The 15,948-nt window shown below is 41.1% G+C and carries 13 protein-coding genes; 5 read left to right on the top strand and 8 right to left on the bottom strand.

Features of this window, described 5'->3' with window-relative positions; all coding sequences use genetic code 11:
• Positions 1 to 17: 17 nt before the first annotated feature.
• The 7 genes from ACGHAV_RS11300 to ACGHAV_RS11330 are packed head-to-tail and all read right to left on the bottom strand — an operon-like array spanning position 18 to position 9,030.
• A complete protein-coding gene (locus ACGHAV_RS11300; protein WP_390380471.1) occupies positions 18 to 1,247 on the bottom strand; it encodes a TIGR03087 family PEP-CTERM/XrtA system glycosyltransferase in 1,230 nt (409 codons plus the stop codon).
• Positions 1,248 to 1,253: 6 nt separating this feature from the next.
• Complete coding sequence (locus tag ACGHAV_RS11305) at positions 1,254 to 3,140, bottom strand: XrtA/PEP-CTERM system amidotransferase (RefSeq protein ID WP_390380473.1); 1,887 nt, start codon at positions 3,138 to 3,140, stop codon at positions 1,254 to 1,256.
• Positions 3,140 to 4,240, bottom strand: coding sequence for a glycosyltransferase (locus ACGHAV_RS11310; RefSeq protein WP_390380476.1), 1,101 nt, complete (start codon positions 4,238 to 4,240; stop codon positions 3,140 to 3,142). Before ACGHAV_RS11310 ends, ACGHAV_RS11305 begins: the two co-directional genes overlap by 1 nt.
• Positions 4,237 to 5,673 carry an exosortase A gene (gene xrtA / locus ACGHAV_RS11315; RefSeq protein WP_390380479.1) on the bottom strand — a complete coding sequence of 479 codons (1,437 nt, stop codon included), beginning with the start codon at positions 5,671 to 5,673 and terminating at the stop codon, positions 4,237 to 4,239. Before xrtA ends, ACGHAV_RS11310 begins: the two co-directional genes overlap by 4 nt.
• An 11-nt stretch (positions 5,674 to 5,684) precedes the next feature.
• A complete protein-coding gene (locus ACGHAV_RS11320; protein WP_390380482.1) occupies positions 5,685 to 6,740 on the bottom strand; it encodes a FemAB family XrtA/PEP-CTERM system-associated protein in 1,056 nt (351 codons plus the stop codon).
• A 38-nt stretch (positions 6,741 to 6,778) separates the two neighbouring features.
• Positions 6,779 to 7,615, bottom strand: a complete 837-nt coding sequence (locus ACGHAV_RS11325; protein ID WP_390380485.1) for an XrtA system polysaccharide deacetylase — start codon at positions 7,613 to 7,615, stop codon at positions 6,779 to 6,781.
• Between the two features lie 2 nt (positions 7,616 to 7,617).
• Positions 7,618 to 9,030, bottom strand: a complete 1,413-nt coding sequence (locus tag ACGHAV_RS11330; RefSeq protein WP_390380488.1) for a TIGR03013 family XrtA/PEP-CTERM system glycosyltransferase — start codon at positions 9,028 to 9,030, stop codon at positions 7,618 to 7,620.
• A gap of 148 nt (positions 9,031 to 9,178) precedes the next feature.
• Here ACGHAV_RS11330 and ACGHAV_RS11335 point away from each other — a divergent pair, with 148 nt between their 5' ends.
• The 4 genes from ACGHAV_RS11335 to ACGHAV_RS11350 are packed head-to-tail and all read left to right on the top strand — an operon-like array spanning position 9,179 to position 14,066.
• Positions 9,179 to 9,811: an XrtA/PEP-CTERM system exopolysaccharide export protein gene (locus tag ACGHAV_RS11335; protein ID WP_390380491.1), complete on the top strand. Its 633-nt coding sequence runs from the start codon at positions 9,179 to 9,181 to the stop codon at positions 9,809 to 9,811.
• 31 nt (positions 9,812 to 9,842) lie between these two features.
• Entirely contained in the window at positions 9,843 to 11,411 is a 1,569-nt protein-coding gene (locus ACGHAV_RS11340; protein WP_390380494.1) for an XrtA system polysaccharide chain length determinant, read from the top strand.
• A complete protein-coding gene (locus ACGHAV_RS11345) occupies positions 11,411 to 12,418 on the top strand; it encodes an XrtA-associated tyrosine autokinase (RefSeq protein WP_390380497.1) in 1,008 nt (335 codons plus the stop codon). The genes ACGHAV_RS11340 and ACGHAV_RS11345 overlap by 1 nt, the downstream gene beginning before the upstream one ends.
• Entirely contained in the window at positions 12,387 to 14,066 is a 1,680-nt protein-coding gene (locus ACGHAV_RS11350; protein WP_390380500.1) for a TIGR03016 family PEP-CTERM system-associated outer membrane protein, read from the top strand. Before ACGHAV_RS11345 ends, ACGHAV_RS11350 begins: the two co-directional genes overlap by 32 nt.
• Before the next feature lie 89 nt (positions 14,067 to 14,155).
• On the opposite strand, the gene ACGHAV_RS11355 is transcribed toward ACGHAV_RS11350, so the two are convergent.
• Positions 14,156 to 15,220, bottom strand: a complete 1,065-nt coding sequence (locus tag ACGHAV_RS11355) for an XrtA/PEP-CTERM system-associated ATPase (RefSeq protein WP_390380503.1) — start codon at positions 15,218 to 15,220, stop codon at positions 14,156 to 14,158.
• Positions 15,221 to 15,459: 239 nt separating this feature from the next.
• Here ACGHAV_RS11355 and ACGHAV_RS11360 point away from each other — a divergent pair, with 239 nt between their 5' ends.
• Positions 15,460 to 15,804 carry a GIY-YIG nuclease family protein gene (locus tag ACGHAV_RS11360; protein ID WP_390380506.1) on the top strand — a complete coding sequence of 115 codons (345 nt, stop codon included), beginning with the start codon at positions 15,460 to 15,462 and terminating at the stop codon, positions 15,802 to 15,804.
• Positions 15,805 to 15,948 lie beyond the last annotated feature (144 nt).

Raw genomic sequence — 15,948 nt, forward strand, 5'->3', positions numbered from 1 at the left:
AAAAGCTACTAATGTGTCTAACCACTAGCAGTATTTTTATTATTCTTTTGAATGTCAAAACTGTTTAGCAGAGAATCAAGGGTACTTTTCCACTCAAAGTTTTGTTCGATAACCGCAATATTTGCTTTGCCTATCACAGCTTGTTTATTTTCGGAACTGAGTATGTCGATGATTGACTCGCAAAACGAATCAGCTGTATCGGTAATATATTTTTGTTGTTCTTTTGGAATTAAAATGCCGTCGGCAGCCATACTTGTTAGTACCATAGGCTTTCCCATAGCCATAGCTTCAAGAACTTTGTTTTGTATGCCTCTCGCAATTCTCATAGGCGCAATACATAGTGACGCTCCTTTGATGTAGGGGCGAACGTCGTCTACACGACCTGTAACTACGATTCCATCTACGGCTTCAAGGGCATTGACCTCATCCGTAGGATTTCCACCTACGATATAAAACTTGAGATTAGGGTAAGCTACAGTCAATTGTGGCCATACTTTTTTAACAAACCATACAACCGCGTCAACATTCGCCCAGTAATCCATAGCCCCTGTAAATGCCAAAAACGGTTGTTCTTCCTCTAATTTATTGTAGAAGGAGGCACTGAAATATTTTGTATCCACGCCATTAAGAACGAAACCAATCTTATTTCGAAGCTTCTGAGGCACTAGTTCTTCAAAGTAAGATGCTTCCTGAGGTGAAACGAAAAGACTCTTGTCGAAATTAGCGGCAAGCCTCAATTCCTCCTTTTCAAGCAATGCAGCTTCTCTTCGGTAAACCCAATTCATTGGCCAAGACTTTTTCTTCGAATACTGAAGCCATTTATCTGAGTCAACGTCGACAAAGTCAATCACGCGCTTGAGGTGGCTATGTTTTTCGCCGTCTACGTATTGCCCCATTGATGAAGAAAAAACAAAAATGTTTGCATTGTTATGAGTAGAAAGAACATTATCGGTAAACTCTGCAATTTGCGCGCTGTAAAAATAAGGAAGCGTTAAAGGTCTATTTGAGATCAAGCCAATAGCACTTTTAATTGTGGCCAACTTCTTATTTAGGTTAACTAAACACACTGATGCGCAATATTTCTCTAATTTTATTTTATGTTGCCAATCGTCTGGATCATCGACGAATGCAGCAAGATGCACAATATAGTTCTCGCTCAATTTTTTGAGCATGTTAAAGCTTCTAATTTTATCCCCTTTATTAGGGGGAAATGGGATACGATGACATAAAAAAAGTAAATGTTTCACTATTAATTATTCTTCTATAAAAGCGCTTAGCATCATCAATGCCCACAACGTTGTACCGTGATCTCTTCGTTTACTTTGATGCTCTTTGAACAGCGTATCCAAAGCACTCGCATTAAAAACATTCAGCTTCGACGATGTTAAATTATTCAAGGCATCACGCAAACGTTCTTTTAGAGGACCTCTTAGCCAGAAAGCGACTGGAGAACTAAATCCCATCTTATCCCTGTACAGATTATCATGAGGAAGATGTGGCTCCATTGATTGCTTAAGACAAGCTTTCCCTTCACTGCCATTTAACTTTACGCTCAGTGGAAGCTTAAATGCCCACTCAATAAAATGATGGTCAAGCATGGGAACTCTTACCTCAAGACTATTGGCCATGCTTGCTCTATCAACTTTGGTCAAAATGTCGCTCGGCATCCAAGTTTTAAAGTCAAGATATTGAGCTTGTTTTACTGGGCAGTTGAACTCCTTTCCCTCCACGTATCCATCAAAAACTTCCTTTGAACAATAACCGTTCAGCTCGCCTTTAAACGAATCGCTGTACAAGGAAAAGCGCTCTCTTTTTCTTATAAGGCTTACTGAGTTCAGATAAGCATCTGAGGGCGACATTGCTATACTTTCTAACGTAGTCTTTGCTCTTAAGAAACGGGGGGCCCAATCTAGTTTTGGATATATTGCCGCCAATGGTTTTATAACTTTATCACGAATCACTTTAGGCACGTTTTGACGTACTTTGTGCTCATTAAAGTGCATGCGATAACGCCTGTAGCCAACAAATAATTCATCGCCTGCATCGCCAGACAATGCGACGGTCACGTGTTTTTTTGCTGACTTGCAAACTAAGTAGGTTGGTAGGGCAGAATTATCAGCAAACGGCTCATCATACATGCTGGGCAATTTATCAATTACTGAAAAGTCATCTACTTTTACCACATCAAGATTGTGTGCGGTATTGCAGTGTTCAGCAACCTTTTGTGCAAACTCCGACTCATTAAATTCAGGGACATCGAAGCCTATCGCACATGTGGTAACGGGTTTTTCTTGTAACTGGCTCATGAGTGCAACAATTGATGAGGAGTCCACACCACCTGACAAAAATGCACCTAGTGGCACCTCAGACTCCATCCGAAGCTCTACAGCGCTTTTTAACTTTTCGAACAGTTGCTCAGTAAGGCCTTCGTCAACCTCTATATCACCTTGCTGCCACGGCAAGTCCCAATATTCTTTGGGTTCTACTGATTCTAATTCGTTTCGTTCAAGCAAGAGGAAGTGGCCTGCTTGTAGCTTCTTTACTGAAGAATAAATAGACTTTGGCTCGGGGATATAGCCAAATGTTAAAAAATCTTCGATTGCTCTCTTATCTATATGACTATCAAATAGCTCATGTTGCTTCAAGGCTTTAAGTTCTGAAGCAAAAACAATACATCCATTTTTTAAACGCGAATAGTAAAGCGGTTTCTCTCCCGCTCGATCCCTAGCAATAAACAATTCCTGGGTATTGGAATCCCAAATGGCAAAGGCAAACATACCGTTCAATCGCTCAAGGCAAGCTTCCCGCCATTCTTCCCAAGCATGAACAATAGTTTCTGTATCACTGTTCGTCTTAAAAATATGCCCTAAGGCGACAAGTTCTTTCTTAATTTCTTTGTGATTATAAATTTCACCGTTAAATACAATGGCAACGGTGTCGTCCTCATTGAAAATAGGTTGATGCCCGCCAGCTACATCAATAATTGATAAGCGTCTGTGACCGAGACCTACGCCGTTAGCAATAAAATAGCCCTCATCATCAGGTCCACGATGCGCAATTGCCCTGTTCATTGCTTTTAGCTGCTGCTCATCCACAGAAAAGTGTTCATTAAATGAAAATATACCGCTAATACCACACATTACTTTTGTTTAGCTCCCTGATAAAGTGAGTCATATGCTTGAACCATTGCCTTTTCGCTAAAACGCTCAACTATTGTTTTTCTAGCGGAGTTACCCAGCTTGTTGACTAATTCTGGGTCTTCAATTAAATGAATTAGAATATTTGCTAGTGCTTCGGCATCTTCACTTTCATAAAGGATTCCATTCTCATGTGAAACCACCTCGGGGATACCACCTACTTTAGTTACTACCGGAACCAGACCACATGACATGGACTCTAGCAACGTCATAGGGATTCCCTCTGCGAGCGAGCTCATTAAAAACACGTCTAGCTTGTGATATTCACTAAGCATGTCAATCTTTGCCCCGAGAAGGTGAATTGAATCTGATAATTTATGTTTTTCTATCAATTTGACTAGTTGCTGTTTACAAGGTCCCTCTCCAACTATTAGCAACTGTGCTTGCTTATCGAAATTGTCACTTATTTCGCAGGCCAAACTAAACGATTCGATTAATAGCTGTTGGTTTTTAATCTCTGCTAGTCTTCCAACATGACCAAACGTAAGAATATTATTTTGACTTTGGCGCAACCTTGGCTTGAAGTGTGATGTGTCTACCCCATTTACAACTAACAATGCTTTATGCGCTGGAACATCAACGACTTTTAGAAGCCACTGATACAGATCATTTGAAACTGCAACAATGTGGTGAGTTACAGTAAATACTAACTTTCTTAGAAGAATATATTTTTTATTTTTACCTTCTGGATCAAAGATATCTCTTCCATGTTCTGCATGAATGCGAGTTTTCACTCGACATAAAAATGCAATAACCTGAAGCTCCAGCGTAGATAAATTATATGTCTGGACTACGTCTGGTTTATTTTTCCTTAAATATTGAAAAAATTTACGATAAACAGATAAATCATTCCCCTCTCTTTTATCAAAAGAAGTTACATTTATATTCGAAGGAAGCAAAGCTTTAAAAGAATCAGAACACCCCTTTAATGAAATGATTTCGTGCTTGTAATCTGAACTGTTTAGCTGATTAACACAGTTTACTAACACTTTCTCTAGCCCACCAATATCTAAGCTTAAAACAACATGAAGTATCTTCTTCACTCATCTACTCCTTGTTGTAATATTAAGTCGAGCTCTTTAGAAATGTTTTCTACATCAGAAGGCTGGCTAACTTCAACGACAACGTAAAAGCCATTGGCTGTTTCTCCGTGCAACTTGTTTATTAATTGATAGGCCTTAACTTTCAGCTTGTTAGATGACTGAAAGCCCTGTATCGCATACCAAGCTGCTAGTGTTTTTCCTTGACCATGGATGTTTACGACATCTGCGATATCTACCTGTATACCGCCTATGCTTTTTGTTTCTAATTTTTTTTGAGTCCAGTTTTCATTATCAAAAATACGATGGCGAGAGCTCACTAAGTCTCGGTCAGCTGCGGCTTCGTTCACATAAACCAATCTGATATTAATATCGTTCGACACACCAAACCAAGTCTCATCATCAGTCGTTGCAGCCCACTTATGGTCTGCACTTCGTTCCCATTTGGGGAATTTTTCTAGATGTATTAAACGTGAGGTGCTCAAAGTTTGATTATCATCGGAAAGAAGGTAATGCCATGCGAATACAGGAGCTATTAAGATAACAATTGAGGCCACATATGGAATGCTTGTAATTGACTTCACATTTTTATGGCTTGGAGTCAATATTCTAGGCTCGGCTAGTTTGTCATTAGCAATCATACCAACCAAGAAAATAATTATGGTAACGAATGCAAAGAAGAACCAACCATAAATTAAATGATCCGCCCCTGTAGCATATTTCATATCGCTTAAATAACCTATTACCATAATGCCAAACGCGCGTACGCCGTTCGCAAGAATAGGGATAACGGCACAGAATGAAATAAATGCCAAGCGCTTCCACAGCTTTTGATAGTTCAGATATGCTAGCAACACGCCTATTGCAAAAGTGCCGATTAAAAACCTTACTCCAGCGCAGGCTTCGGCAACATGAAAAGTACCGTTCGAAAGGTAGATGTAAAGCCCATCACGATAAACGGGAATATCAACCAATCTGAGCATACCGACGCTTAAATCAGCAGTAACATCTTGTAGGAAGGGGACTAACTCAGCTCCAAATGGTACACAGAACCCAAGATATAGAAGTGGAAATGCGATTATTTTTGTTAACTTGTGCCCAATCAAAAACCAAACTAAAACAACAAAAGTCAGGTACGCAGAACCGTGCATTAGCAAGTTGATACTCAACTCAGCAAAAATCACATACGCTAACTGAATCAATAGTAGAGGGAAAAGAAGCCAAGGAACGGAGCGTATACTCTCAGCCTTCAGTTCCGATTTTTTTTCATAAATTAAGTAGACAACAATAACAGGGATGAAGAAGCAGTGTTTATATGCCTCCGAGCTACTCCAAACATGTATCATGTGTTTTAGGGCTTCATAATAAGTGAAAAGCCATGCTATGAGCATGACAAAACCTAAATACAACAATTTTTTATTAGTAGCGCTATTCATAAGACAACTAGCTAGCCCAAGTATTTAGAAATAAACGGCCCGACCAGCCGAGAAATCGATAGTGGCAGCTTTTTCCAAGTATTTATTACTAAACTATATTTTGGATTATTTGGACTCAAATTGGGATGTTCGGAGGCACATACCAAAGCTCTCATATAGTGCAAAGGCTTGGGTGTCATACCCCACGTTGATTTATATTTAAAAGCCCCAGATTCATCTTTACTTCGACCGAAATCGAAACTTGTGCACCCTTTGTCGACCGCATGTGACATCAGCTCATAATACATCAAATCATTGCTTTTCAGGGCTCTTGCTTCAAAAGTTCCGCCACCATAATAGGGTAAAACTTCTCCCTTATAGTAAAAGCTTAAAACCGATGAGACAGTTCTTCCTTCGCTCTCAACGGTTAGCACGTCTACTTTTTCGCCAAAGAGTTCCGCCAATTTAGGAAAATATTTTGCATTGAATACAGGTGTCCCCAAGTTCCTTACACTCTCACTGTATATGTCGTATGCAACTTTGGTGTCTTGATCAATTCTAAAGCTCATTCCTTTTTTCAAAGACTGACGTATGTTTGCTCTTTGCTTTTTCTTAATATTTGCAAGGATTTCTTCTCGGCTTTGCGCCAACTCACACGAAAAAGTAGAGTGGTGGCAGAATCGTTCATAATTTTTATTTGCGGTAGGGTAACGGTATCTAAGTTCAACGTAATCTACGCCTAGCTTTTCACCAATATTGAGTGCTTCATTCTCTAACGCACATCGGATGACCTCGTTGTCAGCTATTGCTCCGCCATACACACAAAATGGTGTGGAAATAAGAGAATGCCCGAACAGCTTACTTTTTTGTTCAACAAGTGGTAAGACACCAACAACCTCGTCGCCATCATCGCACTTAGCATACAAGTAATGTGATTGATGACGGAAAATATCCTGAGTAAGTTCGCACCATTCAGCGAGGTGAAAAAACGTACCATCGATGTGATTATCAACGTAGTTATTCCAACTTTTTTTATCATTTGAACTATAACGCACGATTTGAAATAATTTTGAATTATCGTCCGACATCTATATTCCCTGTTAACCTAATTCTCTCTCAAATAGCGTCACAAACTATATGCTTGTTCCATAGTTACCCAATTAAAATCGTTTAGCAACTTCTCTATTTTACCTTCCATCCTAGAAAGGTTGATATAGTGGCGTGCTTTAGACTTCCACGGGGCACTTTCAAAACGGGGCTGTTGCGCATCAATTTCCCAAGGATGGAAATAAAAACTATAGGGTGCACTTTCGGATTTCATGAACTCTGTAATACGGCGCTTCGATAACCAATAAGGATACAATCGAAAATATCCACCACCACCGATGCCAACGTTAGTATTATTTTTTCTTACTGTAGGAATAGGTATTTCTATAATGCCGTTCTCGCGCTCGTATTTAAATCGCGGCCATTCAGGAACACCATAAAGGTCATGATTAATTGGATATGTACTAGATGAGTAAACAAAACCTAGGTCTTTTAAGATATCGTAAACCCATGTGTTAGAGTCGTTAATTGAAAAACTAGGCGCGCGATAACCTTTTAACGCCACGCCACCAATATCTTCCAATATATCTTTACTCTGCTTTATATCTTCATAAAGCTCTTGTTCTGTCATGGTAGTGGCACGTTGATGCGCCAAACCATGACTTGCAAGTTCATGACCTTCATTAACAATTCGTTTTATCAAGTCAGGGCAACGTTTAGCAACCCACCCTAACGTAAAAAACGTCGACTTCACGTTATTCGCTGCGAACAGATCCAAAAGGCGGTGAGTGTTATCACCAACGCGAAGGCTAATGTCGTCCCAGTCGCTTTTATTTACCACACCTTCAAACGCAGACACTTGAAAATAATCTTCAACATCTACCGTCATAGCATTTAGGCGATTATCTAGCTTCATATTTATCGCCCTTTACCGAACAACACAACTTCTACGGTTCTTATTAGAATCAAGATATCTAAAAGTAAGCTTTGGTGTTTAACGTAATAGAGATCAAATTTCAGTTTTTCCATTGAGTCTTCTACGCTGGCACCGTAGGGATAATTTAGCTGTGCCCACCCCGCCAAACCGGGCTTAACGTTATGACGTTGATTGTAATAAGGCACTTCACGTACAAGCTGTTCAACAAATTGAGGGCGCTCTGGGCGAGGTCCGATGAAGGCCATTTCGCCTTTAAACACGTTTAGAAGCTGCGGTAGCTCGTCTATGCGGTATTTACGAATAAAGTGGCCGATACGTGTAACACGATCATCGTTTTTACTCGCCCACTTTGCGCCGTCTTTTTCGGCATCAGGGCGCATACTTCTAAATTTGATTATTTTAAATAACTTCCCGTTTAACCCAACGCGTTCTTGTTTATAGAAAACCGAAACACCAGTGCGCCTGCCGTCGTCTAGATAAATTACAGCAGCAGTGAACAACATGATTGGCCAAACGAAGAACAGCACAAAGAACGCAAAAACTGCATTAAGCGTATAATCTAGAGCGTCGCGCAGGTAGTTTTGGCTTTGGAAGCCGTTAGAATAAATTACCCAGCTTGGGTACATTAGGTTTACTACTATCTGGCCTGTTTCGCGCTCCATAAAGTCGAGTAACTCCGTAACCTCAATACCGCGCAAACGACAATCGAATAAAACTTCTACAGGTAAGGTTCCACGACGTTGATCACAAGCAATAACAATTTCTTCTATGTCGTTGTCTAATATGAACTGCTGGAAGCTTTCATCTATTTTGAGATGTATGATTTTCTCGCGTTTAATACCGTCTTCACGGTTATCCCCAGGAATAGGAATAAAACCAACTAACTCAAAACCAATTCGATCTACATCGCGGCGCATTCGTTTTTCAATTATAGACGCACGCTCTCCCGCACCTAAAACCAAAATGCGAACTTTCCCTAAGCCTAATAAACCCAAGCGGTTAGTAAAATAGCGAAACACCACGAGTGTTATAATTACTGAACTCACCGCAGCAGGTAAGAAGTACGAGTCCATTACCAACTCATCGAAAAACGCCCTGCTAAGCACTTCTACCAAGAAATAACTTAAGCCAACGCTTACGAAAATACGCCGTATTATTCCACGAAACGTTTCGCGCAGTTTAGCTTCGTAAAGCCCTACCGATAGTGAACAAAGTAGAATGCAAATGGTGAGCAAACCAACGTTAATAACGAGTTTCTCTACTGCAACAGTTGGCGACATACCTATCTGCGTGAGTATAAAATGAGAAATGTAGCCCATGTAGGCTATAAGTAACGCTTCTGTTATTACTAGTATATTCGAGCGTTTGTTCTGATTACGCTTGCTTACTGCCACCCCTGGCCCCCCAAAACTGCTGCGTTTTTCCCATCATAAAGAGTTTTATTACAATAGACTAGAATTGTTATTGGCATTATAGTGACATTTACCGTAGGGTAAACGCTAAAAGCATAAATTAACCATAATGAGTGTAGGATGATCTCTTATGTTCCGTTTTAGAACGCTACTTACTTGCATTGCACCAATAATTTTAATAAGCCTAAACGGTTGTAGTAATACCGGCGCGTTGCCGCAAGCTACTACCCGCGCCTCTTTAACAACTGATGTTAACGACTATCAGTACTTAATAGGTCCTGGTGATTCACTCACCATTTTCGTTTGGCGAAACCCAGAAGTATCTGGCAACTTTATTGTTCGCCCTGACGGAAAAGTAACAACGTCACTGGTTGAAGATATTGATGTTGCGGGCAGAACACCCACTATGCTTGCCCGAGAAATAGAAGAACAACTTTCTACCTATATTAACAATCCACGTGTGACTGTAAGTGTTAACAACTTTACAGGGCCACTTAGTGAGCAGGTTCGCGTTATTGGCGAAGCGACTAATCCCAGCGCAGTAAATTACACTGAGCATATGACGCTATTAGACTTGATGATAGCCGTGGGTGGTTTAACTGAGTTTGCTAATGGAAATGATGCTAAACTTGTCCGCGTTGTTAATGGTCAACAAACAACATACGACATCAACATTGACGACCTGATCCGCGATGGTGACATTTCTGAGAACGTCGATATGTTGCCAGGTGATATTGTTATTATCCCAGAAGCTTGGTTTTAGTTCTTAAGCAGTAAACGGAACAAAAAATAAAATGCAGGATTTACAGCAAACGCTGACCCAGATTCTCGATTATGTAAAGGGAGTCTGGATTAAGAAGCGTTACGTGATTATATTTTCGTGGCTAATTTGCCCGGTTGGCTTTATTTATGTAGCCACCCTTCCAGACGTATTCTCTTCGAAAGCGCAGGTTTTTGTAGATACGCGCTCTGTTCTTCAACCGCTTTTACGCGGACTGGCAATACAAACCAATCCCGACCAAGAAATTCAAATGATGGCAAAAACGTTGCTTAGCCGAAGCAATGTAGAAAAAATTGCCCGAGAAAGCGACCTTGATATTACCACCACAACTGAGGCCGAATTTGAAAGTTTAGTCACCGCGCTTTCAAAGAATATTAAGCTTCAGTCTACGGGCAGGGATAATATTTTTAATATTTCCTATGAAAACGAGTCGCCTACTGTTGCGCAGCGTGTTGTTCAAGAAACATTAGATTTGTTCGTTGAAGGTGCATTGGGTAATAACAGAAAAGATACTGACACCGCAGGCCGCTTTTTGGATGAGCAGATTTCAGAGTATGAATCTCGATTATCTGAAGCCGAGCAGCGACTGGCCGACTTTAAACGTCAATACAACGATATACTCCCCCTCGCAGGAACTTACTATTCTAGCCTTCAGTCATTAAACAACGAGCTTGAAGCAACGCGTTTACAAATAAAACAAACGCAACAACAAGCCGAAAGCTTGAAAAACCAGATTAATAGTGCCAAACGCAGTGATAGTTTTAGCGTAACTGATGCCGATGAACCGGTGCTAAGAACTCGCTACGATGAACGTATTAAATCGTTAGAAGAAGAACTAGATCGTTTAAAATTGCGCTTCACTGAACTGCACCCCGACGTAGTTGAAACTACTGCACTACTAGAAAGTTTAGAAAAGTCTCGCCAGCAGGAAATTGATGCGTTTATTAATCAAGCTGAAGGTGATGACAACCAACCGCTCACGGAATTGAATCGTGAAATTAAACTTGAAGCGAGTCGCCTTGAAAGTCAGATTGCTTCGCTGAGAGTAAAAGAAAATGACTTAGAAAACAAAGTTGCAGAGCTGGAAAGTAAGGTAGACCTAATTCCGCAGATTGAAGCAGAGTCAAGCGCACTTAACCGCGACTACGGTATTACCAAACGTAAATACGAAGAACTGCTGTCCAGAAAAGAGTCGGCAGATTTATCACGTCGCGCCGATGTTTCTGCAGAAGAATTGCAGTTTAGAATTATAGAGCCACCTTTGCTGCCAAAGCGCCCGTCTGGCCCTAACAGACTTATATTTTACACCGCTGTTTTGATAATAGGATTTGGTGCAGGTATTGCTGTGGCATTTTTAATTAGCCAGCTTAAACCTGTATTAGTTCGCCCTAAACAGCTGTTGAGTGTGTCTGACTACCCGATTTGGGGAACGGTAACGCACCTAAACATTGAACAAATTAATAAAACTAATCGCGTACGTTTAATTGTATTTTTACTCTCTAGCGGCGCAATTATTGCGATGTACGGCACATTGGTTGCCGCGGACCTTATGAATATCGATTTATTCGGAGGCTTGTTGTAATGAAGAATACAATTGAGAAGGCACTCCAAAAGCAAAAACAAGCCAAAGCAGCTAGTGAAGCAGCAAAGACCGAAAATACGGCTTCTGTAGAAAACACAAATAATTTAGCTGAAAAGAGCGGGCTAACTCAGCAAGTTCAGCAAACTCCAAATGAGCAAGCTAGCGCTTCAACGCAAACTCGTAATACGGAGTCTGAAGGCCAATTATCTGAATCTAGTTCACAATTGGCTCAAGAAACATCTGCGGCACAGACTACGAGAAATACTTTACCGCAATTCAATATTGACTTTGAACGCCTTGATAAAAATGGCCACATTTCTATTAATGGTGATAGAAAGCAGATTAATGAAGAGTATCGCGAGATTAAACGCAAACTGCTTGCCAACGCCTTTGGTTCGTTATCGAAAACGTTGAAGAATCCGAACATTATCATGGTATCTAGCAGCCGCCCTTCTGAAGGTAAAACCTTTACCGCAACTAACCTTGCAATGAGTATTGCCTCTGAACAAGATAAAACAGTGTTGTTAGTTGACGCTGACGTACTAAAACCAAATGTGTTAAACACTCTTGGTTTAGAACGAAGAAAAGGCTTGATGGAGTACCTTACAGGAGACGTTGAGGACATTTCTGACGTACTTTACCCCACGAATATCGAGAAGCTTAAAATTATTCCTGCGGGTAAATCGCATCACCTATCTACTGAAATGTTAGCCAGCCAGAAAATGCATGACACGGTTGATGAATTCGCTAACCGCTACCCAGACCGTATTGTAATTTTCGATACACCACCGCTTATCGGTATTAACGAAAGTGCGATTCTTGCTAACTTCGCAGGCCAAGCTGTTGTAGTAGTAGAAGAAGGCAGAGCAAAAATTAACGACATTAAAATGTCGGTGGAGCGCTTAAACCCTGATATGGCAATTGGTTTTGTAGTTAACAAATCAGTACATAATGACACCGACGGAAGCGGATATTATGGATATTATTACTCAGAACGAAGCAACTAAGCATTGCTTCGCAAAAGCGCCGCTTTTCGCCGCTCTTGCTGCAATATTAGTAAGCAGCACGGCAGCACATGCTAAGTTGGACATCACGGCAAATGCGTCGGCCGAAAGTGTTTTTCAGGATGTAGATTCTGAAGAAAACGGTACGTTTTCGTTTACAACGCTATCTGTGAACCCAAGTGTTAACGCAGCCTATCAGTCGCGAACATTCAATGGACTGTGGCAAGGTAAATTAACCCACCTTGAGCGTGATAACGACGACCTTAGTCGAGAAGATACCTATGGTGAGTATAGTTACTCTGCAAATTGGGCGCCTTTTGATGAAGCGTTAGTTTTTCAAGCATCTGGTGCACTAAGCTACCAGAATGCACAGGCCGGTAATTTTTTAGTCTCTGATTTTTTCACCAATGCCGACGCACTTGCTAAAACTCGCTCAAACCGATTTGGCGTTTCAACTACTCTTTCGCAAGGTGACTGGGTTCGTGGCACCGGCCAAGCATCTTACTCTGACGTTGCTTCAGAAAGAAACGCGTTAAACAACGGGTTTGCATTAGACAACGACACTTATCAAGTATCTGGCAACTTGTTTAATGGCGACAGAGCGGAATACCTCATTTGGAACGTATCAGGAAGCTTTCAAAACACAGACAGAGCTCAAATAGGGCAAGGTGATTTTATCTCCCGAAATGCATCTGGCTTTTTAGATATTCACTTTTTCAAGAACTGGGCGCTTAGGGTTACTGGAACTCATGAAGGTAACCAAATATCAGATAGAAACGATACTTCGAGTTTAGTGCGTAAGTTCAATTCTTATGGTGCAGGTTTAACTTACCGTCAAAGCCCCAACAGATATATCTCAATTACAGCGAACACCACTGACTCTGATACACAGAGTGACGATAGTGAAAGCTTTGTTGGTGTGGATTTGCAATGGGCGCTGAGCACTCGTACCAGTATAAGCGCGAACTACGGACGGCGCTTTTTTGGTGAAACCGCTGGTGCAAATATAAGTTATAACTCAAAGTACCTAAGAACGTCGTTTGGTTATACCGAAGATGTCACTAATACCAGCAGGCTTCTTGCAAACCCTGAGAACTTAGGCGTGTTTGTTTGTCCGGTAAACTCTTCTGCGATAGCAAGCTGTTTTCAGCCGAATAGCTTAAATTATGTTCCCAATGCTGATGAGCAATTCGTACAAATAACTTCGCAAAACCTTGAATTTAACGACGACATTATTGTGCGTAAAAGCAGTAACTTCCAGATTGGTTATGACTTTTCAAGAGTGACACTTGGAATGTCATGGCGATACTCAGAAGATGATGCTCTAGATCAAGACCGCCTTACACGTACCTACTCTGTTGGCTCGACGTTAGCCTACCGCATTGGTAGCTATACGAATTTGAATGCCAGCGTAAACTACGCAAACATTACTCAGCGCTCTGAATCCTTGAACAGTGGTGAAAGCGACAACTGGAATGCAATTTTGGGTGTAGACCGTACTTTCGGAAGGGCATTAACCGTTAATGCAGACTTAAACTACGTAGATAGAAGTGGTGACTTAATAAACGGTGGTGGTATAGGTAATGGCTTCTTCGGTGCTAACTTTACCGATAGACGTATAACCATTGGTATCACCTACACCTATCAATAACACACCATAGCACCAACAAAAAAGCGCCCTAATATAAATTAACGGCGCTTTTTTATTATCTACAGTTGAGAGTGCGAAGTGAGCCTGTACTACTCTTTCTTATCATCACTTTTAAGCCGTACGTAAGTCTTAAACTTCTTCTTCATAAGCTTATCGACGTACTGCGTCATTTTTACCTTTTGAGAAATCGCGTCATCTAATGCATCAACCAGCTCTGCAAGCATATCCAAGTAATACTTAGTGTCGCGGATAACGTTGCCCTCTGGCGTCATTACCGTTTTGCTTTCTGGGTTATCAGCAAAGCCCATATGCTCTGTTACTTCAGCGCCAGTTTTATCAGGCTCGAACATTTCCGCTTTTACTTCGTCGATAACTTCATTTACGGCATCTGCAGAGATGTTATCTAGCTCTTCAAGAAACCCGTACAGCATAATACGGTCCATCAAGGTGTTTATTTTACGAGGTACACCGCGGGTAAACAGATGAATTCGCTCGTACGCTTCTTCGCTAAACAGCTGCGAGCCGTTCCAACCTGCATTGCGTAAACGATATTCTATATATTCCTTGCACTCGTCGTGCGACAGCGGCGCTAAATGGCACGACGCCACAATACGCTGCCTAAACTGTTCCATGTTTGGTGCGCGCAAAATAGGCTGCAGCTCTTCCTGGCCTAACAGGAAGCTTTGAATGAGCGGCTTTCCGTTTAATTGAAAGTTACTTAGCATACGTAACTCTTCAATGGTTTCTAGCGGTAGGTTCTGTGCTTCATCTACCAAAAGTAGTGCTCGGCGCCCCGCTCTGTTTAAATCGAATAGAAATATTTCAAGGGCTTTTAGAATGTCTGCTTTCGAACGGCCTTCGGTAGGAATATCAAATTTCGCGGCCACCATTTTTACTAGTTCATCTGGCGATAGCTTTGGCGTAACAATTTGCGCTGCTGCAATATCGTCTTCAATTTCTTCTAGCAGGCTATTTGCAATGGTAGTTTTACCTGTACCTATGCCACCAGTGATAACAATAAAGCCTTCCGCTTGTGACAAACCATACTGAAGGTAAGACATGGCTCGTTTATGCCATTTACTGGCGAAGAAAAATGCGGGGTCTGGCGTTAACTGAAACGGTTTCGAGTTAAGTCCGTAATAACTTTCGTACATGAATATTACCGTTGAATGAATTCGATTTAATAGCGCGCTGCTATATTACCTAACATCGCTTAGTTATCGTAGTGCTAATTCGACACTTCTCAAATTTTAGCCACTGGCATTTTAACAACTTAGCATTTTAACGACTTGGTATCTTTTACGACTTGTCGATTTAATTGCTTGCCCTGCTATGACCGGTCAAGCTCTGGTATCATCCTTGAACTACAATTTATGATTCAAAAAACACGGTAATGAGCAGACCAGCCAACATCAGTAATACCCATCAACAAGACACAAACACGGCTTGGTATCTTTATCTTATTGAAAATAAGCTGGGGCAGCTTTACACGGGTATTACTAATAACCCTACGCGCCGCATCGCGCAGCATAGGGGCGAATTAAAAGGCGGTGCTAAAGCCTTAAAAGGTAAAACGCCGCTATGTTTTCGCGCTGTTTTTGAAGTGCAAGACAAGTCACACGCGGCAAAGCTAGAATATGAAGTGAAACAAATGAGCCGTCAGAAGAAAGACAGTATAATTGCACAGCGCAAGCTAAATGATTCACACTGTGTTATGGAGTCAAAAGGGTTTGAGTAGCCCTGTGTTTTACAAGAACTATTCATATTCACATAAACAGAAAAAAGAATAGCTAGTCACCCTACTATCAAGCCAGCTGCTAAACCAACTAGCCATCTAGCGGTTCAGCCAACTTTTCACCACAATTATCAACTCAATTAGCCA

Source organism: Alteromonas sp. MTD1 (genome assembly GCF_042848195.1).
Classification (GTDB): Bacteria; Pseudomonadota; Gammaproteobacteria; order Enterobacterales; family Alteromonadaceae; genus Alteromonas.